This is a genomic window from Pseudomonas asgharzadehiana (genome assembly GCF_019139815.1).
Lineage (GTDB): Bacteria > Pseudomonadota > Gammaproteobacteria > Pseudomonadales > Pseudomonadaceae > Aquipseudomonas > Aquipseudomonas asgharzadehiana.
Genome location: NZ_CP077079.1, coordinates 5,671,907 through 5,696,508, shown reverse-complemented (window position 1 = coordinate 5,696,508; position 24,602 = coordinate 5,671,907). Strand labels below are relative to the sequence as shown.

14 protein-coding genes, 6 tRNA genes and 3 rRNA genes are annotated in these 24,602 nt (G+C 55.0%); 21 read left to right on the top strand and 2 right to left on the bottom strand.

The features are described from left to right. Nucleotides 1-23: 23 nt before the first annotated feature. Together KSS96_RS25925 and KSS96_RS25920 are read right to left on the bottom strand one after the other, a co-directional pair. A complete protein-coding gene (locus KSS96_RS25925; protein ID WP_017530834.1) occupies nt 24-1,115 on the bottom strand; it encodes an anhydro-N-acetylmuramic acid kinase in 1,092 nt (363 codons plus the stop codon). A gap of 3 nt (nt 1,116-1,118) precedes the next feature. Beyond that, a complete protein-coding gene (locus tag KSS96_RS25920; protein WP_065879390.1) occupies nt 1,119-2,537 on the bottom strand; it encodes a peptidoglycan DD-metalloendopeptidase family protein in 1,419 nt (472 codons plus the stop codon). Between the two features lie 208 nt (nt 2,538-2,745). On the opposite strand from KSS96_RS25920, the gene tyrS reads away from it, so the two are divergent. The 21 genes from tyrS (at nt 2,746) to rpoC (ending at nt 24,493) form a co-directional block, all read left to right on the top strand. After that, nucleotides 2,746-3,945, top strand: a complete 1,200-nt coding sequence (gene tyrS / locus KSS96_RS25915; protein WP_217855473.1) for a tyrosine--tRNA ligase — start codon at nt 2,746-2,748, stop codon at nt 3,943-3,945. A 496-nt stretch (nt 3,946-4,441) separates the two neighbouring features. After that, nucleotides 4,442-5,977, top strand: a 16S ribosomal RNA gene (locus tag KSS96_RS25910). Between the two features lie 82 nt (nt 5,978-6,059). Further along, nucleotides 6,060-6,135: transfer RNA gene (locus KSS96_RS25905), tRNA-OTHER, on the top strand. A 29-nt stretch (nt 6,136-6,164) separates the two neighbouring features. After that, nucleotides 6,165-6,240 (top strand) — tRNA-Ala (locus tag KSS96_RS25900). A 234-nt stretch (nt 6,241-6,474) separates the two neighbouring features. After that, nucleotides 6,475-9,358: ribosomal RNA gene (locus KSS96_RS25895) — 23S ribosomal RNA — on the top strand. A gap of 157 nt (nt 9,359-9,515) precedes the next feature. Then, a 5S ribosomal RNA gene (gene rrf, locus KSS96_RS25890) occupies nt 9,516-9,631 on the top strand. Together the 16S, 23S and 5S rRNA genes with 2 tRNA genes alongside form the textbook arrangement of a ribosomal RNA operon. A 158-nt stretch (nt 9,632-9,789) precedes the next feature. After that, nucleotides 9,790-10,749 (top strand): bifunctional biotin--[acetyl-CoA-carboxylase] ligase/biotin operon repressor BirA, encoded by a 960-nt coding sequence (gene birA, locus KSS96_RS25885; RefSeq protein ID WP_017525952.1) that lies wholly within the window; start codon nt 9,790-9,792, stop codon nt 10,747-10,749. After that, nucleotides 10,739-11,488: a pantothenate kinase gene (locus KSS96_RS25880; RefSeq protein ID WP_017525953.1), complete on the top strand. Its 750-nt coding sequence runs from the start codon at nt 10,739-10,741 to the stop codon at nt 11,486-11,488. The genes birA and KSS96_RS25880 overlap by 11 nt, the downstream gene beginning before the upstream one ends. Nucleotides 11,489-11,495: 7 nt before the next feature. Beyond that, nucleotides 11,496-11,933: a hypothetical protein gene (locus tag KSS96_RS25875; protein WP_217855471.1), complete on the top strand. Its 438-nt coding sequence runs from the start codon at nt 11,496-11,498 to the stop codon at nt 11,931-11,933. 142 nt (nt 11,934-12,075) lie between these two features. Further along, nucleotides 12,076-12,160: transfer RNA gene (locus tag KSS96_RS25870), tRNA-Tyr, on the top strand. Nucleotides 12,161-12,183: 23 nt separating this feature from the next. Continuing rightward, nucleotides 12,184-12,257 (top strand) — tRNA-Gly (locus KSS96_RS25865). A gap of 25 nt (nt 12,258-12,282) precedes the next feature. Beyond that, nucleotides 12,283-12,358 (top strand) — tRNA-Thr (locus KSS96_RS25860). A gap of 158 nt (nt 12,359-12,516) precedes the next feature. Then, nucleotides 12,517-12,592 (top strand) — tRNA-Trp (locus tag KSS96_RS25855). Nucleotides 12,593-12,637: 45 nt separating this feature from the next. After that, nucleotides 12,638-13,006 (top strand): preprotein translocase subunit SecE, encoded by a 369-nt coding sequence (gene secE, locus KSS96_RS25850; protein ID WP_016969478.1) that lies wholly within the window; start codon nt 12,638-12,640, stop codon nt 13,004-13,006. Nucleotides 13,007-13,015: 9 nt separating this feature from the next. Next, nucleotides 13,016-13,549 (top strand): transcription termination/antitermination protein NusG, encoded by a 534-nt coding sequence (gene nusG / locus KSS96_RS25845; protein WP_003176436.1) that lies wholly within the window; start codon nt 13,016-13,018, stop codon nt 13,547-13,549. 116 nt (nt 13,550-13,665) lie between these two features. Next, nucleotides 13,666-14,097, top strand: a complete 432-nt coding sequence (gene rplK / locus KSS96_RS25840) for a 50S ribosomal protein L11 (protein WP_003176435.1) — start codon at nt 13,666-13,668, stop codon at nt 14,095-14,097. Beyond that, nucleotides 14,097-14,792 carry a 50S ribosomal protein L1 gene (rplA, locus tag KSS96_RS25835; RefSeq protein WP_003176434.1) on the top strand — a complete coding sequence of 232 codons (696 nt, stop codon included), beginning with the start codon at nt 14,097-14,099 and terminating at the stop codon, nt 14,790-14,792. The genes rplK and rplA overlap by 1 nt, the downstream gene beginning before the upstream one ends. Before the next feature lie 199 nt (nt 14,793-14,991). After that, entirely contained in the window at nt 14,992-15,492 is a 501-nt protein-coding gene (rplJ, locus tag KSS96_RS25830; RefSeq protein WP_010174464.1) for a 50S ribosomal protein L10, read from the top strand. A gap of 78 nt (nt 15,493-15,570) precedes the next feature. Further along, on the top strand, nt 15,571-15,936 hold the full coding sequence (rplL, locus tag KSS96_RS25825) for a 50S ribosomal protein L7/L12 (protein WP_003176432.1): 366 nt from the start codon (nt 15,571-15,573) through the stop codon (nt 15,934-15,936). 219 nt (nt 15,937-16,155) lie between these two features. Further along, nucleotides 16,156-20,229 carry a DNA-directed RNA polymerase subunit beta gene (gene rpoB / locus KSS96_RS25820; protein ID WP_017525955.1) on the top strand — a complete coding sequence of 1,358 codons (4,074 nt, stop codon included), beginning with the start codon at nt 16,156-16,158 and terminating at the stop codon, nt 20,227-20,229. A gap of 64 nt (nt 20,230-20,293) precedes the next feature. Next, the gene (gene rpoC / locus KSS96_RS25815) at nt 20,294-24,493 is read left to right on the top strand and encodes a DNA-directed RNA polymerase subunit beta' (RefSeq protein ID WP_017525956.1); all 4,200 of its coding nucleotides are present in this window, start codon (nt 20,294-20,296) and stop codon (nt 24,491-24,493) included. Nucleotides 24,494-24,602: the final 109 nt, after the last annotated feature.

Genomic DNA, 24,602 nt, shown 5'->3' with positions numbered 1-24,602 from the left:
AGCGGCGTTTTGCTGTCTGTAGCTCAGGCTGGGTAAATTGCGCCCAGTACTCGTAACCCGCGCGCGCCGGTGACGCTGGGGCGATTGGCGGCTATGCCTTCCAGGCAGCAATGAGCCAGCCAGGCGAAGGCCATGGCTTCGACCCAGTCCGGGTCTACACCGTAGGCGGCAGTGCTGCTCACCTGGGTAGAGGGCAGCAGGGCCGCCAGGCGGTTCATCAAGGTCGTGTTATGGGCGCCGCCGCCACAGACCAGCAGGGTTTGGGTCTCGGATTGCGCCGTTTTCAGGGACTCGACGATGGTCTGGGCGGTGAGCTCCAGCAGCGTCGCCTGGACGTTCTCGGGTTGAAACGCCGGCAACTGGCCAAGGTGCTGTTGCAGCCAATGTAGGTTGAACACTTCACGACCGGTGCTTTTCGGGCCTTTGGTCAGGAAGAATGGATCGCTGAGCAGCGTGCTGAGCAACTGGGGTTCGACCTTGCCGCTGCCTGCCCATTGACCGTCGCGGTCGAAGTGCTCGCCACGTTGGCGATGTATCCAGGCATCGAGCAGGACATTGCCTGGGCCGCAGTCGAAGCCCGCTACGGGTGTATCGGTCTCGATCAGGCTGAGGTTGCTGAAACCGCCGACATTCAATACCGCCCGGTTGCCGGTGCTCTCGCCAAACAGTGCTTCATGAAACGCAGGCACCAGCGGTGCGCCCTGGCCGCCGGCGGCCACATCGCGGCTGCGGAAATCGCTGACCACGGTGATACCCGTCAGCTCGGTGAGCAACGCCGGGTTGCCGATCTGTACGGTAAAGCCCCGAGCTGGCTCGTGGCGGATGGTCTGGCCATGGCTGCCGATTGCGCGAATGGCCTGGGGCTTGAGTTTTTGCTGAATGAGCAGCGCGTTGATGCCATCGGCGGCGAGACGTACCCATCGTTGCTGGGCAATCGCCGAGCGGGCGATCTCATCCGGGCCGCTGGCGCACAAGCTCAGCAGCTCGGCGCGCAGGGTATCGGGCATTGGCGTGTAGTGAGTGGCGATCAGCTTGATCGCCGAGTCTTGTTCGATCAGGGCGATATCCAGGCCATCGAGGCTGGTCCCGGACATCACACCTATATAGAGCGGCATGGCTTAGCGCTTCGCCGAGGCCAACAGGGTGGAGCGCTCCTGGTCCATGCGCGCCATCAGTGGCTGGCTCTGTTGCATGAAGCGCGCACGCTCGGCCTTGGCGATCGGGTCGGCCATCGGCAGCTTCTGGCCCAGCGGGTCGACGTGCACGCCATTGACCTGGAACTCATAGTGCAAGTGCGGGCCAGTGGACAGGCCGGTGGTGCCGATATAGCCAATCACTTGGCCCTGTTTCACGTTGCCACCGGTCTTCACGCCTTTGGCGAAGCCTTGCATATGGCCATACAGCGTACGGTAGGTGTTGCCATGTTGGATGATTACGGTATTGCCGTAACCGCCACGACGCCCGGCCAGTAGCACCTTGCCGTCACCGGCAGCCTTGATAGGCGTGCCGCGCGGGGCGGCATAGTCGACGCCTTTGTGGGCGCGGATTTTGTTCAGAATTGGATGCTTGCGACCCATGGAGAAACGCGAGCTGATACGAGCGAAATCCACCGGGGTACGGATGAAGGCCTTGCGCATGCTATTGCCATCAGCCGTGTAATAGCTGCTGTTGCCTTGCTTGTTGGTGTAGCGCACGGCTGTGTAGGTCTTGCCGCGGTTGGTGAAGCGTGCGGAAAGAATGTTGCCGGTGCCGACGACTTTTCCGTTGGCGACTTTCTGCTCGTAGATTACGTCGAATTCATCACCCTGGCGGATGTCCTGGGCGAAGTCGATGTCGTAGCCAAACACGCTGGCCATGTCCATGGTCATGCTATGGGACAAGCCTGCGCGCGCGGCGGATTGCGACAGCGAACTATTGATTACGCCATGGACGTACGCAGAGCGCATGACGGGTTTAGTGGTGATGCGGTTGAAGGCAAAACCTTTGGCGCCCTTGGTCAGGGAGATGCTTTCGAGGTCGTTGACACTGCTGTGCAGGTTGGTCAGCTGGCCGTCCGGCGTCAGTTCGAACTCAAGTTTCTGGCCGCGTTTGAGCTGGCTGAACTGCTTGGCTTGCTTGTCGCTGGCCAGCACTTCACTAACGGTGGCAGAGGGGAGGCCTACCTTCTCGAACAGGGTAGAAAGCGTATCGCCTTTCGCCACGATCACTTCGCGGTGTTGGGCGTTTTTGGCGGCATCTGCTGCGGGCTTTGGTTGATCCTGCACGGCTTGCTGCGTGTCTTCAGGCGTGCTTTCTATCTGGGCGAACGGCGATTCGGCTGGGGTATTTGTGGCTTGTTGTGCGTCGGAGGCGTCTTGATCTTGTGTCAGTTGTTCAACTGGACTCTCCAAGTCAAGGCTCAGGGATGTTCGTTTGGCTTCTACGTCACTGGAAGGGAATACCAGGAGTGCCAGGCTGAGAAGGGCGGCGATACCACTTGCGGCGAGCAGGTGGGTCTTCGGGTAAAGCGGCGGCGCTTTAGACGGTTCAGTGGTCATAGGTAATTTGACTTTGAAGATGAAATGGAAAAGATGAATGACATGATGAAGATGAAATAACTGTATAAAATATAACCAAATCATCTGTGGCGCAAGCTCGCGAACGCTGGGCTTGCTGAACGGTGTCCGTACGCAGGGCAAAACTTGTAATTAGTCCCTGATCTTGTATGGTTGGTTCCCTTTTGAATCTGAGCCTTGCGGGTCTGTTATGAAGTCGGTTGAAGAGCAGCTAGCGCTGATAAAACGTGGTGCGGAAGAACTGTTGGTCGAGGCCGAGCTGATTGAAAAGCTCAAGCGTGGTCAACCCCTGCGCATTAAGGCTGGCTTTGATCCGACGGCGCCGGATCTGCACCTGGGTCATACCGTGCTTATTAATAAGCTGCGTCAGTTCCAGGAACTGGGGCATCAAGTCATCTTTCTGATTGGTGACTTCACGGGAATGATCGGAGATCCGAGTGGCAAGAGTGCCACGCGTCCGCCGCTGACCCGTGAGCAGGTGCTTGATAATGCCGAGACCTACAAGACTCAGGTGTTCAAAATTCTCGATCCGGCCAAGACCGAAGTTGCGTTCAACTCCACTTGGATGGATCAAATGGGGCCGGCGGACTTCATTCGCCTGACCTCCCAGTACACCGTTGCGCGAATGCTGGAGCGTGACGACTTCGACAAGCGCTACTCCACCAATCAACCAATCGCGATTCACGAGTTCCTGTACCCGTTGGTCCAAGGGTATGACTCTGTGGCGTTGCGGGCCGACGTAGAGCTTGGCGGTACCGATCAGAAGTTCAACCTGCTGATGGGGCGAGAATTGCAGCGTGCTTATGGTCAGGAAGCTCAGTGCATCCTGACCATGCCGTTACTGGAAGGGTTGGATGGCGTCAAGAAGATGTCCAAGTCTTTGGGTAACTATGTGGGGATTCAGGAGGCGCCGGGTGTGATGTACGGCAAGCTGGTCTCCATTCCCGACGCGCTGATGTGGCGTTACTTCGAGTTGCTTAGCTTCCGTTCGATGGAAGAGATCAACGCGCTGCGTGCTGATGTTGAGGCTGGCGCCAATCCGCGTGATGTGAAAATCAAGCTGGCCGAAGAGATTGTTGCGCGCTTCCACGGTGAAGAGGCTGCAGCCAATGCTCATCGCGCGGCGGGCAATCGCATGAAGGATGGGGAGTTGCCGGATGATCTGCCGGAGATTGAGCTGTCGGCTGTCGAGGCAATGCCGATTGCTGCTGTCCTTAATAAGGCAGGTTTGGTGAAGAACTCTGCCGTGGCGCGTGATCTGTTGGGTTCCGGTGGTGTGCGTATAGATGGCGAGGTGGTCGATCGCACCTTTATATACGGGCTTGGCGCGACCCACGTTTGCCAGGCTGGGAAGAAGGCATTTGCGCGTATTACGCTAAAATCCGAATAAGTCCTGAATTAGAGGTTGACGGCGAATTATATCTGTCTATAATTCGCCCCACTTCCGGTGCAGTCGAAACGGAAAACTCCTTGGTAAACAATGAGTTACGCAGTTTTCGGCAGCAAGTTGCTTCAGTTCATCGAAGCCAAAAGGAAGTTGAAAAAGAGGTGTTGACAGCAGCGTGTAACGCTGTAGAATTCGCCTCCCGCTGACGAGAGATCGGAAGCGCAAGTGGTTGAAGTTGTTGAAGAAATCTTCGAAAGCTTCTGAAAATAACCGCTTGACAGCAAATGAGGCTGCTGTAGAATGCGCGCCTCGGTTGAGACGAAAGCTCTTAACCAACCGCTCTTTAACAACTGAATCAAGCAATTCGTGTGGGTGCTTGTGGAGTCAGACTGATAGTCAACAAGATTATCAGCATCACAAGTTGCTCCGCGAGAAATCAAAGATGTAACCAACGATTGCTGAGCCAAGTTTAGGGTTTCTTAAAAACCCAAAGATGTTTGAACTGAAGAGTTTGATCATGGCTCAGATTGAACGCTGGCGGCAGGCCTAACACATGCAAGTCGAGCGGTAGAGAGAAGCTTGCTTCTCTTGAGAGCGGCGGACGGGTGAGTAATGCCTAGGAATCTGCCTGGTAGTGGGGGATAACGTTCGGAAACGGACGCTAATACCGCATACGTCCTACGGGAGAAAGCAGGGGACCTTCGGGCCTTGCGCTATCAGATGAGCCTAGGTCGGATTAGCTAGTTGGTGAGGTAATGGCTCACCAAGGCGACGATCCGTAACTGGTCTGAGAGGATGATCAGTCACACTGGAACTGAGACACGGTCCAGACTCCTACGGGAGGCAGCAGTGGGGAATATTGGACAATGGGCGAAAGCCTGATCCAGCCATGCCGCGTGTGTGAAGAAGGTCTTCGGATTGTAAAGCACTTTAAGTTGGGAGGAAGGGCAGTTACCTAATACGTGATTGTTTTGACGTTACCGACAGAATAAGCACCGGCTAACTCTGTGCCAGCAGCCGCGGTAATACAGAGGGTGCAAGCGTTAATCGGAATTACTGGGCGTAAAGCGCGCGTAGGTGGTTTGTTAAGTTGGATGTGAAATCCCCGGGCTCAACCTGGGAACTGCATTCAAAACTGACTGACTAGAGTGTGGTAGAGGGTGGTGGAATTTCCTGTGTAGCGGTGAAATGCGTAGATATAGGAAGGAACACCAGTGGCGAAGGCGACCACCTGGACCAACACTGACACTGAGGTGCGAAAGCGTGGGGAGCAAACAGGATTAGATACCCTGGTAGTCCACGCCGTAAACGATGTCAACTAGCCGTTGGGAGCCTTGAGCTCTTAGTGGCGCAGCTAACGCATTAAGTTGACCGCCTGGGGAGTACGGCCGCAAGGTTAAAACTCAAATGAATTGACGGGGGCCCGCACAAGCGGTGGAGCATGTGGTTTAATTCGAAGCAACGCGAAGAACCTTACCAGGCCTTGACATCCAATGAACTTTCTAGAGATAGATTGGTGCCTTCGGGAACATTGAGACAGGTGCTGCATGGCTGTCGTCAGCTCGTGTCGTGAGATGTTGGGTTAAGTCCCGTAACGAGCGCAACCCTTGTCCTTAGTTACCAGCACGTCATGGTGGGCACTCTAAGGAGACTGCCGGTGACAAACCGGAGGAAGGTGGGGATGACGTCAAGTCATCATGGCCCTTACGGCCTGGGCTACACACGTGCTACAATGGTCGGTACAGAGGGTTGCCAAGCCGCGAGGTGGAGCTAATCCCATAAAACCGATCGTAGTCCGGATCGCAGTCTGCAACTCGACTGCGTGAAGTCGGAATCGCTAGTAATCGCGAATCAGAATGTCGCGGTGAATACGTTCCGGGCCTTGTACACACCGCCCGTCACACCATGGGAGTGGGTTGCACCAGAAGTAGCTAGTCTAACCTTCGGGAGGACGGTTACCACGGTGTGATTCATGACTGGGGTGAAGTCGTAACAAGGTAGCCGTAGGGGAACCTGCGGCTGGATCACCTCCTTAATCGACGACATCAGCTGCTCCATAAGTTCCCACACGAATTGCTTGATTCATTGAAGAAGACGATAAGAAGCAGCCCGAAATTGGGTCTGTAGCTCAGTTGGTTAGAGCGCACCCTGATAAGGGTGAGGTCGGCAGTTCGAATCTGCCCAGACCCACCAATTTTTGTGGGAAACGCCTGTAGAAATATGGGGCCATAGCTCAGCTGGGAGAGCGCCTGCCTTGCACGCAGGAGGTCAACGGTTCGATCCCGTTTGGCTCCACCACTACTGCTTCTGACGTATGAAAGCTTAGAAATGAGCATTCCATCCTAGCGATGGTGAATGTTGATTTCTAGTCTTTGATTAGATCGTTCTTTAAAAATTTGGGTATGTGATAGAAAGATAGACTGAACGTTACTTTCACTGGTAACGGATCAGGCTAAGGTAAAATTTGTGAGTGATTACAGATTTTCGGCGAATGTCGTCTTCACAGTATAACCAGATTGCTTGGGGTTATATGGTCAAGTGAAGAAGCGCATACGGTGGATGCCTTGGCAGTCAGAGGCGATGAAAGACGTGGTAGCCTGCGAAAAGCTTCGGGGAGTCGGCAAACAGACTTTGATCCGGAGATGTCTGAATGGGGGAACCCAGCCATCATAAGATGGTTATCTTGTACTGAATACATAGGTGCAAGAGGCGAACCAGGGGAACTGAAACATCTAAGTACCCTGAGGAAAAGAAATCAACCGAGATTCCCTTAGTAGTGGCGAGCGAACGGGGACTAGCCCTTAAGTGGCTTTGAGATTAGCGGAACGCTCTGGAAAGTGCGGCCATAGTGGGTGATAGCCCTGTACGCGAAAATCTTAGTCATGAAATCGAGTAGGACGGAGCACGAGAAACTTTGTCTGAATATGGGGGACCATCCTCCAAGGCTAAATACTACTGACTGACCGATAGTGAACTAGTACCGTGAGGGAAAGGCGAAAAGAACCCCGGAGAGGGGAGTGAAATAGATCCTGAAACCGTATGCGTACAAGCAGTGGGAGCCCACTTTGTTGGGTGACTGCGTACCTTTTGTATAATGGGTCAGCGACTTATTTTCAGTGGCGAGCTTAACCGAATAGGGAGGCGTAGCGAAAGCGAGTCTTAATAGGGCGTCTAGTCGCTGGGAATAGACCCGAAACCGGGCGATCTATCCATGGGCAGGTTGAAGGTTGGGTAACACTAACTGGAGGACCGAACCGACTACCGTTGAAAAGTTAGCGGATGACCTGTGGATCGGAGTGAAAGGCTAATCAAGCTCGGAGATAGCTGGTTCTCCTCGAAAGCTATTTAGGTAGCGCCTCATGTATCACTGTAGGGGGTAGAGCACTGTTTCGGCTAGGGGTCATCCCGACTTACCAAACCGATGCAAACTCCGAATACCTACAAGTGCCGAGCATGGGAGACACACGGCGGGTGCTAACGTCCGTCGTGAAAAGGGAAACAACCCAGACCGTCAGCTAAGGTCCCAAAGTTATGGTTAAGTGGGAAACGATGTGGGAAGGCTTAGACAGCTAGGAGGTTGGCTTAGAAGCAGCCACCCTTTAAAGAAAGCGTAATAGCTCACTAGTCGAGTCGGCCTGCGCGGAAGATGTAACGGGGCTCAAACCATACACCGAAGCTACGGGTATCACGTAAGTGATGCGGTAGAGGAGCGTTCTGTAAGCCTGTGAAGGTGAGTTGAGAAGCTTGCTGGAGGTATCAGAAGTGCGAATGCTGACATGAGTAACGACATGGGTGTGAAAAACACCCACGCCGAAAGACCAAGGTTTCCTGCGCAACGTTAATCGACGCAGGGTTAGTCGGTCCCTAAGGCGAGGCTGAAAAGCGTAGTCGATGGAAAACAGGTTAATATTCCTGTACTTCTGGTTATTGCGATGGAGGGACGGAGAAGGCTAGGCCAGCTTGGCGTTGGTTGTCCAAGTTTAAGGTGGTAGGCTGGAATCTTAGGTAAATCCGGGATTCTAAGGCCGAGAGCTGATGACGAGCTAACTTTTAGTTAGCGAAGTGGTTGATGCCATGCTTCCAAGAAAAGCTTCTAAGCTTCAGGTAACCAGGAACCGTACCCCAAACCGACACAGGTGGTTGGGTAGAGAATACCAAGGCGCTTGAGAGAACTCGGGTGAAGGAACTAGGCAAAATGGCACCGTAACTTCGGGAGAAGGTGCGCCGGTGAGGGTGAAGGACTTGCTCCGTAAGCCCATGCCGGTCGAAGATACCAGGCCGCTGCGACTGTTTATTAAAAACACAGCACTCTGCAAACACGAAAGTGGACGTATAGGGTGTGACGCCTGCCCGGTGCCGGAAGGTTAATTGATGGGGTTAGCTAACGCGAAGCTCTTGATCGAAGCCCCGGTAAACGGCGGCCGTAACTATAACGGTCCTAAGGTAGCGAAATTCCTTGTCGGGTAAGTTCCGACCTGCACGAATGGCGTAACGATGGCGGCGCTGTCTCCACCCGAGACTCAGTGAAATTGAAATCGCTGTGAAGATGCAGTGTATCCGCGGCTAGACGGAAAGACCCCGTGAACCTTTACTATAGCTTTGCACTGGACTTTGAATTTGCTTGTGTAGGATAGGTGGGAGGCTTTGAAGCGTGGACGCCAGTCTGCGTGGAGCCAACCTTGAAATACCACCCTGGCAACTTTGAGGTTCTAACTCAGGTCCGTTATCCGGATCGAGGACAGTGTATGGTGGGTAGTTTGACTGGGGCGGTCTCCTCCTAAAGAGTAACGGAGGAGTACGAAGGTGCGCTCAGACCGGTCGGAAATCGGTCGTAGAGTATAAAGGCAAAAGCGCGCTTGACTGCGAGACAGACACGTCGAGCAGGTACGAAAGTAGGTCTTAGTGATCCGGTGGTTCTGTATGGAAGGGCCATCGCTCAACGGATAAAAGGTACTCCGGGGATAACAGGCTGATACCGCCCAAGAGTTCATATCGACGGCGGTGTTTGGCACCTCGATGTCGGCTCATCACATCCTGGGGCTGAAGCCGGTCCCAAGGGTATGGCTGTTCGCCATTTAAAGTGGTACGCGAGCTGGGTTTAGAACGTCGTGAGACAGTTCGGTCCCTATCTGCCGTGGACGTTTGAGATTTGAGAGGGGCTGCTCCTAGTACGAGAGGACCGGAGTGGACGAACCTCTGGTGTTCCGGTTGTCACGCCAGTGGCATTGCCGGGTAGCTATGTTCGGAATAGATAACCGCTGAAAGCATCTAAGCGGGAAACTAGCCTCAAGATGAGATCTCACTGGAACCTAGTTCCCTGAAGGGCCGTCGAAGACTACGACGTTGATAGGTTGGGTGTGTAAGCGCTGTGAGGCGTTGAGCTAACCAATACTAATTGCCCGTGAGGCTTGACCATATAACACCCAAGCAATTTGACTACTCGAAAGAGCATCAGATTGCGGTGTGTGAAGACGAAACGAACCGAAAGTTTGTAACTCACAAAACACCGACTGCTGTCACATACCCAATTTGCTGAAGCGAGGCCATCTGGTCACGAGTCAGTACCCGAATTTCTTGACGACCATAGAGCATTGGAACCACCTGATCCCATCCCGAACTCAGCAGTGAAACGATGCATCGCCGATGGTAGTGTGGGGTTTCCCCATGTGAGAGTAGGTCATCGTCAAGATTAAATTCCAAAACCCCATTTGCGAAAGCAGATGGGGTTTTGTTTTGGGCGCTCGAAAAGTGCGAAGAGGCTCATCGCGGCTTGGCGATGTGCGGCCTTTCTATGCAATGCCTGCTCGCATGGCTATCATGCGTGCCTCATTGTGAGGCGATACTTGCATGCTTACGCTGTTAGAACTTCTGAAAGATGGCCGATTCCACTCCGGTGAGGCGCTGGGTGCGGCCTTGGGCGTTAGCCGCAGTGCTGTGTGGAAGCAGCTCCAGCTTCTTGAGGTCGAATTGAATCTACCTATTCATAAGGTGCGTGGTAAGGGGTATCAGTTGGCATCGCCGCTGGTATTTCTGAGTGCGCAAGAAATAGCGCTAAGTGCCCCGTCGTTAGCTTGGCCTATTCATATTTACGATTCCATTGATTCCACTAATGCAGAGGCGTTGCGCCTAGTAAGCACCTCGCACGCAACACCCTTCTTGGTGCTAGCCGAGCAGCAAATGGCCGGGAGGGGGAGGCGCGGCAGAAAATGGATCAGTCCATTCGCCCAAAATATCTATTACAGCCTTGCACTGCGCATTGAGGATGGCCTTCGCCAATTGGAGGGGCTAAGTCTTGTTGTAGGTTTGGCGGTGATTCAAGCCCTGCGTGAGTCGGGCGTGCAGGGGGCGGTTCTGAAATGGCCGAACGACGTGTTGGTAGGGCAGAAGAAAATTGCCGGGATATTGCTGGAGTTGGTGGGGGATCCTGCTGACATCTGCCACGTTGTCCTCGGTATCGGAATTAATGTGAATATGCAAAAGGCTGATGAGGTTGATCAGCAATGGACTTCTGTGCGGCTTGAAACGGGTTCTGCTGCCAATCGTAACTCTCTGGTAGGGCGGGTCGGCCTGCAGCTCCAGAGCTATCTTGATCGACACAAGGCAGCTGGTTTTTCCGCCCTCCAGGAGGAGTGGGAGCAAAATCATGGCTGGCAGGGCCGGTCGGTGTCGCTCATAGCAGGTGTTAACCGTGTGGATGGCGTGGTGCTCGGTGTTGATCATCAAGGTGCGTTGCGCCTAAGTGTTAATGGCGTTGAGAAAACGTACAGCGGTGGGGAGTTAAGCCTGAGGTTGCGTGATGATTCTTGAGCTCGACTGTGGGAATAGCTTTATCAAGTGGCGTGTACTGGAGGCGGGCAGTGTAAGTGTCGTCGCTGAAGGTGTTGTCGGTTCGAATATCGCTTTGATCGAGAGTCTTCTGGCCGCCCCGGCCTTATTACTGACGCGGTGCCGGTTGGTGAGCGTTCGTGCTCTGGAAGAGACCAACAAGCTGATCGAGGCTTTGGTCGAGGCTTTTGATGTCACCGTTTGCTGCGCAACGTCTGCAGTTGAAATGGCGGGCGTGCGAAATGGTTATGAGGATTTCGAGCGGCTTGGTCTTGATCGCTGGTTGGCGATCCTTGGCGGGTACAAATTGGCATCAGGTGCTTGTCTGGTGCTGGATTTCGGTACTGCGGCGACCGCGGATTTCGTTACTGCGGACGGCGAGCATTTGGGGGGCTTTATTTGCCCTGGTATGCCTCTTATGCGCAACCAGTTGCGAACGCATACCCGCAAGATACGCTACGACGACGCTGCGGCTGGGCGGGCTCTTGAGCGAGTGTTGCCGGGGCGCACAACTGCCGAGGCGGTTGAGCGAGGCTGTATGCTAATGCTGAGAGGGTTTGTGCTAACCCAAGTCGAGCTTGCCAGGAGTTACTGGGGGGATGACTTCATGGTGTTTCTGACCGGTGGAGACGCTGACCTGGTCTCCGATGCCGTTCCGCAGGCGCGGCTCGTTCCTGATCTGGTATTTGTTGGTCTGGCAATGGCGTGTCCTTTGTCTTGAGGTGTTTATGCGTTGGCTGTTCTTGCTTCTACTGATTCTCAACGTTTTCTACTACATATGGCATCAGCAGGAGGCGCCATTGCGCGCCAAGGACGTAACCCCCCTGAGCCTTTATCGAGGTTCCCAGCAGGATATTCGCCTGCTAAGTGAGTCTTCTGAGGCGATGACTCGGCGGGATCGGGCGAAAGCGTCCGATACGTGCCTGTACATTGGTGGATTCGCCGATCAGCGTCAGGCGCAAACTGTCGAACTGCGTCTCACTAGCCTGGATATAAAGGTCAAGGTCCAGTTCTTGAGTGCGCCTGACGTTTCTGGGTACTGGCTTCGAGTGGCTCCTGAAAGCAGGCGCTTGGCCGACGATCTGTCCTTTGAAAACCTTGCCAAGGAATTCAATGAGTTAAAACATAAAATAATGCTGTGCGAAGGCATTGCAACTGCCGATTAGTTTGCATAGAATGGCGCCCGCTTCGCAGTGAAGACCTTTAAGGTCTGCATGGTGAGGCGAGTGTCAATGCAGCTAACCTCATAATTTAAATGAGAAAATGCTTGACAGAAGGTCGGCGTGATGTAAAATGCCGGCTCGCTTAGGAGGGGTTCCCGAGCGGCCAAAGGGATCAGACTGTAAATCTGACGTCTACGACTTCGAAGGTTCGAATCCTTCCCCCTCCACCATTTTAGCGTGAGCTGCAAGCTCCGCGGGTATAGTTTAGTGGTAGAACCTCAGCCTTCCAAGCTGATGATGCGGGTTCGATTCCCGCTACCCGCTCCAAGTTTGCAGGTTGTGCAAGTGTTTTGCTCTTGTAGCTCAGTTGGTAGAGCACACCCTTGGTAAGGGTGAGGTCAGCGGTTCAAATCCGCTCAAGAGCTCCATATGACAAGGCAGATATGAAAATATCTGCCTTTGTTTTAACAGCTGTACCGGCTTGATGGTGTCGCGCCCAGTGTTCTTGGGTGATTTCAAGTGTGTTGGTGGCGGTTGTTGTAAAGTCTTTTTCAGGCCTGCATAATGGTCGGCCTGATTTTGTTTTAGGTCAGTAGCTCAATTGGCAGAGCGACGGTCTCCAAAACCGTAGGTTGGGGGTTCGATTCCCTCCTGACCTGCCAGATTCACGTGGTGTGTCTGGCTTTCTTTTCACAGGATCTTCATAGATGACTCCTAAGGCTGAAGCTCAAAGCTCTCGTTTCGATCTGGTCAAGTGGCTCGCTGTAGTTGTCTTGGTGGTCGTAGGCGTTGTTGGCAATCAGTACTATTCTGCTTCGCCGATCCTGTACCGTGTGCTCGCTTTGCTTGCCCTTGCTGCTGTGGCTGCCTTTGTGGGCCTGCAGACTGCTAAGGGGAAATCTTTCGCGGTCCTGGTGAAGGAAGCTCGCACCGAGATCCGTAAAGTCGTTTGGCCGACTCGCCAAGAAACCACGCAGACCACGTTGATCGTTGTGGCTGTTGTTCTGGTTATGGCGTTGCTGTTGTGGGGGCTTGATTCCCTGCTCGGCTGGCTTGTTTCCTTGATTGTTGGCTAAGGGTGTCCCGTGGCTAAGCGTTGGTACGTTGTGCATGCTTACTCGGGTTACGAGAAGCATGTCATGCGCTCGTTGCTAGAGCGCGTAAAGCTGGCAGGCATGGAAGATGGCTTCGGCGAAATTCTGGTTCCCACTGAAGAAGTGGTTGAAATGCGGAATGGCCAGAAGCGCAAGAGTGAGCGCAAGTTCTTCCCTGGCTATGTGTTGGTACAGATGGACATGAACGAAGGTACTTGGCACTTGGTCAAGGATACCCCTCGTGTCATGGGCTTCATCGGTGGTACTGCCGATAAGCCTGCTCCTATCACCGACAAAGAGGCGGAAGCAATTCTGCGTCGTGTTGCTGATGGTAGCGACAAGCCTAAGCCGAAGACGCTTTTCGAGCCGGGTGAGGTTGTTCGTGTCACAGATGGTCCGTTCGCAGATTTCAACGGTACTGTCGAAGAAGTTAACTACGAGAAGAGCCGGATCCAAGTGGCAGTGCTCATTTTCGGTCGCTCTACTCCGGTAGAGTTGGAGTTCAGTCAGGTCGAAAAGGTCTAGCTGAGCAAGCATCCCAACCCCGCAGCTTAGGCTGTGGGGTTTTGTCGTCACTGGGATAAACGCGCAAGTAACCGGGGAGCCTTTCGAGGCGCTTGAACCCGTAATTGGAGTGCCTCATGGCCAAGAAAATTACCGCTTACATCAAGCTGCAAGTGAAGGCCGCTCAGGCCAACCCTAGCCCACCCGTCGGTCCAGCTCTGGGTCAGCACGGCGTGAACATCATGGAATTCTGCAAGGCCTTCAACGCCCGTACTCAGGGGCTTGAGCCAGGTCTGCCGACTCCAGTGATCATCACTGTATACAGCGACCGTAGCTTCACTTTCGAAACCAAGTCGACCCCGGCTTCGGTTCTGTTGAAGAAAGCTGCTGGTCTGACTAGCGGCTCCGCTCGTCCTAACACCGTTAAGGTTGGCACCGTGACTCGTGCTCAGCTGGAAGAAATCGCGAAAACCAAAAACGCGGATCTGACTGCAGCTGATATGGATGCAGCCGTGCGTACCATCGCCGGTTCTGCTCGTAGCATGGGCCTTAACGTGGAGGGTGTGTAATGGCTAAGCTGACCAAGCGCCAAAAGGCTATCGCCGGCAAAATCGAAGCGGGCAAGTCCTACAACTTTGTAGACGCTGCTGCTCTGCTGACCGAGCTGTCGACTGTCAAGTTCAGCGAGTCTGTTGACGTTGCTGTGAACCTGGGTGTTGACCCACGTAAATCCGACCAGGTCGTTCGTAGCGCTACTGTGCTGCCACACGGTACTGGTAAGACTGTACGTGTTGCTGTCTTCACCCAAGGCCCTGCAGCTGAAGCTGCTCTGGCTGCCGGCGCTGATCGCGTGGGTATGGACGACCTGGCTGCCGAAATGAAAGGCGGCGACCTGAACTATGACGTCGTTATTGCTTCCCCGGATGCAATGCGTGTTGTAGGTCAGTTGGGTCAGATCCTGGGTCCACGTGGCCTGATGCCTAACCCTAAAGTCGGCACTGTAACGCCAGACGTAGCTACCGCGGTTAAAAACGCCAAGGCTGGTCAGGTTCGTTATCGCACCGACAAAAACGGCATCATTCACACTTCCGTTGGCAAAGTCGGCTTCGATGCCGTCAAGCTGAAGGAAAACGTTGAAGCCCTGATCGCTGATCTGAAGCGTATCAAGCCTGCTTCCTCGAAAGGTATCTACGTCAAGCGCGTTACCCTGAGCACCACTATGGGCCCAGGTCTGGTCATCGACCAAGGCTCGCTGGACGTATAAGACACAAATTGGCGCAAGCGATTGCGCCGATTGGAAAAATTGGGGTCCCTGCCTGGCGGGGGCTATCCAAGACCGTAGGCGACGAAAGTCTTAAACCACAAGCCTACGCAGATGGTGCTCCCGGTTCCTTACCGAATCAGACACCAAAACGACATCCGGCTTCGGCCAGATGAAACGGTAACAAGCAGGAGTTAAACCCGTGGCAATTAATCTCGAAGACAAGAAGGCCATCGTCGCTGAAGTCAACGAGGCTGCCAAAGCTGCTCTGTCCGCTGTCGTGGCTGATGCCCGTGGTGTGACAGTAGGCGCTATGACCGGACTCCGTAAAGAGGCTCGTGAAGCTGGCGTATACGTACGTGTTGTACGTAACACCCTGCTCAAGCGCGCTGTTGCTGACACTGAATACAGTGTCCTCAACGACGTGTTCACTGGCCCGACTCTGATCGCGTTTTCCAAGGAACATCCAGGTGCTGCTGCCCGTTTGTTCAAGGAATTTGCCAAGAGTCAGGATAAGTTCGAGATCAAGGCAGCTGCGTTCGAGGGCAAGTTCCTCGCAGCTAACCAAATCGACGTACTGGCAACACTGCCGACCCGTAACGAAGCTATTTCTCAGCTGATGAGCGTGATTCAAGGCGCTACCAGCAAGTTGGCTCGTACTCTGGCCGCAGTTCGCGAGCAAAAAGAAGCTGCCGCAGCCTAAGGCTGAGCGACTTCTCTCGCGTATTTTTGTTTATTTCGATGGCCGCGTAGGCCGTCCCCCAATTCAGGAAATACAGCAATGTCTATCTCCCAAGACGATATCCTCAACGCCGTAGCTGAAATGTCGGTTCTGCAGGTTGTTGAGCTGATCAAAGCTTTCGAAGAAAAATTCGGCGTTTCCGCTGCCGCTGCTTCCGCTGGTCCAGCTGTTGCTGCTGTCGCTGCTGAAGAGCAAACCGAATTCAACGTCATGCTGCTGGAAGCTGGCGAGAAGAAAGTAAACGTGATCAAGGCAGTACGTGAGCTGACCGGTCTGGGCCTGAAAGAAGCCAAGGCTGTAGTTGACGGCGCTCCTGCCCAGGTTCTGGAAGCAGTGTCGAAAGACGCCGCTGACAAAGCCAAAGCTACTCTGGAAGAAGCAGGCGCTAAAGTCGAGCTGAAGTAAGCATCGACCTTGCGTCTCCAGCCCACGCGTTAAGCTGAAGGCTGATGGCTGGTGGCACTTGCCACCGGCCTTTTTCCGTTCTTGGTTGTCGACTCGGTCGCTACCATTAACGCGCTGTAGCCACCCGATGCGGTGGTGCAAACCATGGGGTTTGCGAGATTTTCTGGCTGCTCCCGTCGGAGGGGCCAAACAAGCAGGTGACCAAGCTGGGGAACGCTGATGGCTTACTCATATACTGAGAAAAAACGTATCCGCAAGGACTTTAGCAAGTTGCCGGACGTCATGGATGTCCCGTACCTTCTGGCTATCCAGCTGGATTCGTATCGTGAATTCTTGCAGGCGGGAGCGACCAAAGATCAGTTCCGCGACGTGGGCCTGCATGCGGCCTTCAAATCCGTTTTCCCGATCATCAGCTACTCCGGCAATGCTGCGCTGGAGTACGTCGGTTATCGCCTGGGCGAACCGGCATTTGATGTCAAAGAATGCGTATTGCGCGGTGTTACGTACGCCGTACCTTTGCGGGTAAAAGTCCGTTTGATCATTTTCGACAAAGAATCGTCGAACAAAGCGATCAAGGACATCAAAGAGCAAGAAGTCTACATGGGCGAAATCCCATTGATGACTGAGAACGGTACCTTCGTTATCAATGGTACCGAACGTGTGATCGTTTCCCAGCTGCACCGTTCGCCGGGCGTGTTCTTCGACCACGACCGCGGCAAGACGCACAGCTCCGGTAAGCTCCTGTACTCCGCGCGGATCATTCCGTACCGCGGTTCGTGGTTGGACTTCGAGTTCGATCCGAAAGACTGCGTGTTCGTGCGTATCGACCGTCGTCGCAAGCTGCCGGCCTCGGTACTGCTGCGCGCGCTCGGCTATACCACTGAGCAAGTGCTGGATGCTTTCTACACCACCAACGTATTCAGCCTGAAGGATGAAACCCTCAGCCTGGAACTGATTGCATCGCGTCTGCGTGGTGAAATTGCCGTTCTGGACATCCAGGATGAAAAAGGCAAGGTCATTGTTGAGGCGGGCCGCCGTATTACTGCGCGCCACATCAACCAGATCGAAAAAGCCGGTATCAAGTCGCTGGACGTGCCTCTGGACTACGTCCTGGGTCGCACGACCGCCAAGGTCATCGTTCATCCGGCTACAGGCGAAATCCTGGCTGAGTGCAACACCGAGCTGAACACCGAGATCCTGGCGAAGATCGCCAAGGCCCAGGTTGTTCGCATCGAGACCCTGTACACCAACGATATCGACTGCGGTCCGTTCATCTCCGACACACTGAAGATCGACTCCACCAGCAACCAATTGGAAGCGCTGGTCGAGATCTATCGCATGATGCGTCCTGGTGAGCCGCCAACCAAAGACGCTGCCGAGACCCTGTTCAATAACCTGTTCTTCAGCCCTGAGCGCTACGACCTGTCTGCGGTCGGCCGGATGAAGTTCAACCGTCGTATCGGTCGCACCGAGATCGAAGGTTCGGGCGTGTTGTGCAAGGAAGACATCGTTGCGGTCCTGAAGACCCTGGTCGACATCCGTAACGGTAAAGGCATCGTCGATGACATCGACCACTTGGGTAACCGTCGTGTTCGCTGCGTAGGCGAGATGGCTGAAAACCAGTTCCGCGTTGGCCTGGTACGTGTTGAGCGTGCGGTCAAAGAGCGTCTGTCGATGGCTGAAAGCGAAGGCCTGATGCCGCAAGACCTGATCAACGCCAAGCCAGTGGCTGCGGCGGTGAAAGAGTTCTTCGGTTCCAGCCAGCTTTCCCAGTTCATGGACCAGAACAACCCGCTCTCCGAGATCACCCACAAGCGCCGCGTATCCGCACTGGGCCCGGGCGGTCTGACGCGTGAGCGTGCAGGCTTTGAAGTTCGTGACGTACACCCGACGCACTACGGTCGTGTTTGCCCGATCGAAACGCCGGAAGGTCCGAACATTGGTCTGATCAACTCCTTGGCCGCTTATGCGCGCACCAACCAGTACGGCTTCCTTGAGAGCCCGTACCGCGTGGTGAAAGACGCTCTGGTCACCGACGAGATCGTTTTCCTGTCCGCCATCGAAGAAGCTGATCACGTGATCGCTCAGGCTTCGGCCACGATGAACGACAAGAAAGTCCTGATCGACGAGCTGGTAGCTGTTCGTCACTTGAACGAGTTCACCGTCAAGGCGCCGGAAGACGTCACCTTGATGGACGTATCGCCCAAGCAGGTAGTTTCTGTTGCGGCGTCGCTGATCCCGTTCCTGGAGCACGATGACGCCAACCGTGCGTTGATGGGTTCCAACATGCAGCGTCAAGCTGTACCGACCCTGCGCGCTGACAAGCCGCTGGTAGGTACCGGCATGGAGCGTAACGTAGCCCGTGACTCCGGCGTTTGCGTCGTGGCTCGTCGTGGCGGCGTGATCGACTCCGTTGATGCAAGCCGTATCGTGGTTCGTGTTGCGGATGATGAAGTTGAAACTGGCGAAGCCGGTGTCGACATCTACAACCTCACCAAATACACCCGCTCGAACCAGAACACCTGCATCAACCAGCGTCCGCTGGTGAGCAAGGGTGATCGCGTCCAGCGTAGCGACATCATGGCCGACGGCCCGTCCACCGATATGGGTGAGCTGGCACTGGGTCAGAACATGCGCATCGCGTTCATGGCATGGAACGGCTTCAACTTCGAAGACTCCATCTGCCTGTCCGAGCGTGTCGTTCAAGAAGACCGCTTCACCACGATCCACATTCAGGAACTGACCTGTGTGGCACGTGACACCAAGCTTGGGCCTGAGGAAATCACTGCAGACATCCCGAACGTGGGTGAAGCTGCACTGAACAAGCTGGATGAAGCCGGTATCGTTTATGTAGGTGCTGAAGTTGGCGCTGGCGACATCCTGGTCGGTAAGGTCACTCCGAAAGGCGAGACCCAACTGACTCCGGAAGAGAAGCTGCTGCGTGCCATCTTCGGTGAAAAAGCCAGCGACGTTAAAGACACTTCCCTGCGTGTACCTACCGGTACCAAGGGTACTGTCATCGACGTACAGGTCTTCACTCGTGACGGCGTTGAGCGTGATGCTCGCGCACTGTCCATCGAGAAGACTCAGCTCGACGAGATCCGTAAGGACCTGAACGAAGAGTTCCGTATCGTTGAAGGCGCGACCTTCGAACGTCTGCGCTCCGCTCTGGTAGGCCACAAGGCCGAAGGCGGCGCAGGTCTGAAGAAAGGTCAAGACATCACCGACGAAATCCTCGACGGTCTTGAACACGGCCAGTGGTTCAAACTGCGCATGGCTGAAGATGCTCTTAACGAGCAGCTCGAGAAGGCCCAGGCTTACATCGTTGATCGTCGCCGTCTGCTGGACGACAAGTTCGAAGACAAGAAGCGCAAACTGCAGCAGGGCGATGACCTGGCTCCAGGCGTGCTGAAAATCGTCAAGGTTTACCTGGCAATCCGTCGCCGCATTCAGCCGGGCGACAAGATGGCCGGTCGTCACGGTAACAAAGGTGTGGTCTCCGTGATCATGCCGGTTGAAGACATGCCGCACGATGCCAATGGCACCCCGGTCGATGTGGTCCTCAACCCGTTGGGCGTACCTTCGCGTATGAACGTTGGTCAGATCCTTGAAACCCACCTGGGCCTCGCGGCCAAAGGTCTGGGCGAAAAGATCAACCGCATGATCGAAGAGCAGCGCAAGGTCGCAGACCTGCGCAAGTTCCTGCACGAGATCTACAACGAGATCGGCGGTCGCAACGAAGAGCTGGACACCTTCTCCGATCAGGAAATCCTGGATCTGGCGAAGAACCTGCGCGGCGGCGTTCCAATGGCTACCCCGGTATTCGACGGTGCCAAGGAAAGCGAAATCAAGGCCATGCTGAAGCTGGCAGACCTGCCGGAAAGCGGCCAGATGCAGCTGTTCGACGGCCGCACCGGCAACAAGTTCGAGCGCCCGGTTACTGTTGGCTACATGTACATGCTGAAGCTGAACCACTTGGTAGACGACAAGATGCACGCTCGTTCTACCGGTTCGTACAGCCTGGTTACCCAGCAGCCGCTGGGTGGTAAGGCTCAGTTCGGTGGTCAGCGTTTCGGGGAGATGGAGGTCTGGGCACTGGAAGCATACGGTGCTGCATACACTCTGCAAGAAATGCTCACAGTGAAGTCGGACGATGTGAACGGTCGTACCAAGATGTACAAAAACATCGTGGACGGCGATCACCGTATGGAGCCGGGCATGCCCGAGTCCTTCAACGTGTTGATCAAAGAAATTCGTTCCCTCGGCATCGATATCGATCTGGAAACCGAATAACACGTGACGCGAATCGAGAGCGAGGCAGTGATGCCCGCTCTCTGCTCCGCCAGGAGGAAAGGCCTTGAAAGACCTACTGAATTTGCTGAAAAACCAGGGTCAAGTCGAAGAGTTCGACGCCATCCGTATTGGGTTGGCATCGCCTGAGATGATCCGTTCGTGGTCGTTCGGTGAAGTTAAAAAGCCGGAAACGATCAACTACCGTACGTTCAAACCTGAACGTGACGGCCTGTTCTGCGCCAAGATCTTTGGCCCGGTAAAGGATTACGAGTGCCTGTGCGGTAAGTACAAGCGCTTGAAGCATCGTGGTGTGATCTGCGAGAAGTGCGGCGTTGAAGTCGCATTGGCCAAGGTTCGTCGTGAGCGCATGGCGCACATCGAACTGGCTTCGCCAGTTGCCCACATCTGGTTCCTGAAATCGCTGCCGTCCCGTATCGGCCTGCTGATGGACATGACCCTGCGTGATATCGAGCGCGTTCTCTACTTCGAGAGCTACGTCGTTATCGATCCAGGCATGACCACCCTTGAAAAAGGTCAGTTGCTGAACGATGAGCAGTATTTTGAGGCGCTGGAAGAGTTCGGTGACGATTTCGATGCCCGCATGGGTGCCGAAGCTGTCCGTGAACTGCTGCACGCTATCGACCTGGAGCACGAGATTGGCCGTCTGCGCGAAGAAATTCCGCAAACCAACTCCGAAACCAAGATCAAGAAACTGTCCAAGCGTCTGAAGTTGATGGAAGCCTTCCAGGGTTCCGGCAACCTGCCAGAGTGGATGGTGCTGACCGTTCTGCCGGTTCTGCCGCCAGACCTGCGTCCGCTGGTGCCGTTGGACGGTGGTCGTTTCGCGACGTCCGACCTCAACGACCTGTACCGCCGCGTGATCAACCGTAACAACCGCTTGAAGCGCCTGCTCGATCTGTCCGCTCCGGACATCATCGTGCGCAACGAAAAGCGTATGTTGCAAGAAGCGGTCGATGCCCTGCTCGACAACGGTCGTCGTGGCCGCGCTATCACCGGTTCCAACAAGCGTCCTCTGAAATCCCTGGCTGACATGATCAAGGGTAAGCAAGGTCGTTTCCGTCAGAACCTGCTCGGTAAGCGTGTTGACTACTCCGGTCGTTCGGTAATTACCGTAGGCCCGACCCTGCGTCTGCACCAGTGCGGTCTGCCTAAGAAGATGGCACTCGAGCTGTTCAAGCCGTTCATCTTCGGCAAGCTGGAAATGCGCGGTCTCGCGACCACTATCAAAGCGGCCAAGAAAATGGTCGAGCGCGAACTGCCAGAGGTTTGGGACGTTCTCGCTGAAGTAATCCGCGAACACCCGGTCCTCCTCAACCGTGCACCGACCCTTCACCGTCTGGGTATCCAGGCGTTTGAACCGGTTCTGATCGAAGGTAAGGCTATCCAGCTGCACCCTCTGGTCTGCGCCGCGTACAACGCCGACTTCGACGGCGACCAAATGGCCGTGCACGTACCGCTGACACTGGAAGCCCAGTTGGAAGCGCGTGCGTTGATGATGTCGACCAACAACATTCTGTCGCCAGCCAACGGTGAGCCAATCATCGTTCCGTCGCAGGACGTTGTATTGGGTCTGTACTACATGACCCGCGAAGCGATCAACGCCAAAGGCGAAGGTCGAGTATTCGCTGACCTGCAGGAAGTTGACCGTGTGTTCCGTGCCGGCGAAGCCGCACTGCACGCCAAGGTCAAAGTTCGGATCAACGAAACCGTCAACGACCGTGACGGCGGCAGCGTGAGCAACACCCGTATCGTCGACACTACTGTCGGCCGTGCGCTGTTGTACCAAGTTGTGCCAAAAGGTCTGTCGTACGACGTCGTCAACTTGCCGATGAAGAAAAAGGCGATCTCCAAGCTGATCAACCAGTGCTACCGCGTGGTTGGTTTGAAAGAGACCGTGATCTTCGCTGACCAGTTGATGTACACCGGTTTTGCTTACTCGACTATTTCCGGCGTTTCCATCGGCGTTAACGACTTCGTTATCCCGGATGAAAAAGCTCGCATCATCGCGGCTGCTACCGATGAAGTGAAAGAGATCGAAAGCCAGTACGCCTCGGGCCTGGTAACACAGGGCGAGAAGTACAACAAAGTGATCGACCTTTGGTCCAAGGCCAACGACGAAGTCTCCAAGGCGATGATGGCCAACCTCTCGAAAGAGAAGGTTATCGACCGTCACGGCGACGAAGTTGACCAGGAATCCTTCAACTCGATGTACATGATGGCCGACTCGGGCGCACGGGGTTCTGCTGCGCAGATCCGTCAGCTCGCCGGTATGCGTGGCCTGATGGCCAAGCCGGACGGTTCCATCATCGAGACGCCGATTACCGCGAACTTCCGTGAAGGTTTGAGCGTACTCCAATACTTCATCTCGACTCACGGTGCTCGTAAAGGTCTGGCGGATACCGCGTTGAAAACCGCTAACTCCGGTTACCTGACTCGTCGTCTGGTAGACGTTGCACAAGACTTGGTAGTAACCGAGATCGATTGTGGTACCGAGCACGGCCTGCTGATGACTCCGCACATTGAAGGCGGTGACGTTGTAGAGCCGCTGGGTGAGCGCGTATTGGGTCGTGTTATTGCCCGTGACGTATTCAAGCCAGGTACCGAGGAAGTTATCGTTCCTGCCGGCACTCTGGTCGACGAGAAGTGGGTCGAGTTCATCGAGCTCAACAGCATCGACGAAGTGATCGTTCGCTCGCCGATCAGCTGTGAAACCCGCTACGGCATCTGCGCCAAGTGCTACGGCCGTGATTTGGCTCGTGGTCACCAGGTGAACATCGGTGAAGCGGTCGGCGTTATTGCCGCACAGTCCATCGGTGAGCCGGGTACCCAGCTGACCATGCGTACGTTCCACATCGGTGGTGCGGCAAGCCGGACCTCCGCAGCCGACAGCGTTCAGGTGAAGAATGGCGGTACCGTCCGTCTGCACAACCTGAAGCACGTTGAGCGAGTGGATGGCCACTTGGTTGCTGTTTCCCGTTCGGGTGAGCTGGCCATCGCTGATGACTACGGTCGTGAGCGTGAGCGCTACAAGCTGCCGTACGGTGCTGTGATTTCGGTTAAAGAAGGTGACAAGGTCGACGCTGGCGCAATCGTGGCCAAGTGGGATCCGCACACTCACCCAATCGTTACCGAAATGAAAGGTACCGTGACCTACGTGGGCATGGAAGAAGGCATCACGATCAAGCGTCAGACTGACGAATTGACCGGTATGACCAACATTGAAGTACTCGACGCCAAAGATCGTCCAGCTGCCGGTAAAGACATTCGTCCTGCCGTGAAGATGGTCGATGACAACGGCAAGGATCTGTTGCTGCCAGGCACTGACGTAATCGCTCAGTACTTCCTGCCAGCCAACGCCCTGGTCGGTGTAGCGGACGGTGCGAAGATCGCGATCGGTGACGTTATCGCGCGTATCCCGCAAGAAACTTCGAAGACCCGTGACATCACCGGTGGTCTGCCGCGTGTTGCCGACTTGTTCGAAGCTCGTCGTCCGAAAGAAGCGTCGATTCTGGCTGAAGTCAGCGGCACCATCGCGTTTGGTAAAGAGACTAAAGGCAAGCGCCGTCTGGTCATTACCCCGAACGACGGTAGCGATCCGTATGAAGAGCTGATTCCGAAGTGGCGTCACCTGAACGTGTTCGAAGGCGAACAGGTAAACCGCGGCGAAGTTATCTCCGACGGCCCAAGCGATCCACACGACATTCTGCGTCTGCTGGGTGTGAGTGCGCTGGCCAAGTACATCGTTAACGAGATCCAGGACGTTTACCGTCTGCAAGGCGTGAAGATCAACGACAAGCACATCGAGACCATTCTGCGTCAGATGCTGCGTAAAGTTGAAATCGCTGAATCCGGCGATTCCAGTTTCATCAAGGGCGACCAGATGGAACTGACTCACGTACTGGTAGAAAACGAGCGCCTGGCGAACGAAGAGAAATTTGTCTCCAAGTTCACTCGCGTGCTGCTGGGTATCACCAAGGCGTCGTTGTCCACTGAGTCGTTCATCTCGGCGGCCTCCTTCCAGGAGACCACTCGCGTACTGACCGAAGCAGCGGTAACCGGCAAGCGCGATTACCTGCGCGGCCTGAAAGAAAACGTGGTTGTGGGTCGTCTGATCCCAGCCGGTACCGGTTTGGCTTACCACAGCGAGCGTAAGCGCCGCCGTGATGCGGACAAGCCGCTGCGCGTGAGCGCCAGTGAAGTGGAAGCTGCACTGACCGAAGCGCTGAACTCAAGCGGTAACTGAGTTCTGCGATAGATGAGTCTGGGCCCTGGCAGCCCCATTCGTCGGATCGAGGCATTTTTGCCCCGATTCGACGAGAGGGGAGGTCGGGGCCTTGCCTTGACTGGGGGCA

Bases quoted from the DNA above. Each gene is read 5' to 3' on its own strand.
- rplK (WP_003176435.1), top strand. From the start codon at position 13,666: ATGGCCAAGAAAATTACCGCTTACATCAAGCTGCAAGTGAAGGCCGCT.
- KSS96_RS25880 (WP_017525953.1), top strand. From the start codon at position 10,739: ATGATTCTTGAGCTCGACTGTGGGAATAGCTTTATCAAGTGGCGTGTA.
- KSS96_RS25875 (WP_217855471.1), top strand. From the start codon at position 11,496: ATGCGTTGGCTGTTCTTGCTTCTACTGATTCTCAACGTTTTCTACTAC.
- birA (WP_017525952.1), top strand. From the start codon at position 9,790: ATGCTTACGCTGTTAGAACTTCTGAAAGATGGCCGATTCCACTCCGGT.
- rplL (WP_003176432.1), top strand. From the start codon at position 15,571: ATGTCTATCTCCCAAGACGATATCCTCAACGCCGTAGCTGAAATGTCG.
- KSS96_RS25920 (WP_065879390.1), bottom strand. From the start codon at position 2,537: ATGACCACTGAACCGTCTAAAGCGCCGCCGCTTTACCCGAAGACCCAC.
- secE (WP_016969478.1), top strand. From the start codon at position 12,638: ATGACTCCTAAGGCTGAAGCTCAAAGCTCTCGTTTCGATCTGGTCAAG.
- rpoB (WP_017525955.1), top strand. From the start codon at position 16,156: ATGGCTTACTCATATACTGAGAAAAAACGTATCCGCAAGGACTTTAGC.
- rplA (WP_003176434.1), top strand. From the start codon at position 14,097: ATGGCTAAGCTGACCAAGCGCCAAAAGGCTATCGCCGGCAAAATCGAA.
- KSS96_RS25925 (WP_017530834.1), bottom strand. From the start codon at position 1,115: ATGCCGCTCTATATAGGTGTGATGTCCGGGACCAGCCTCGATGGCCTG.
- tyrS (WP_217855473.1), top strand. From the start codon at position 2,746: ATGAAGTCGGTTGAAGAGCAGCTAGCGCTGATAAAACGTGGTGCGGAA.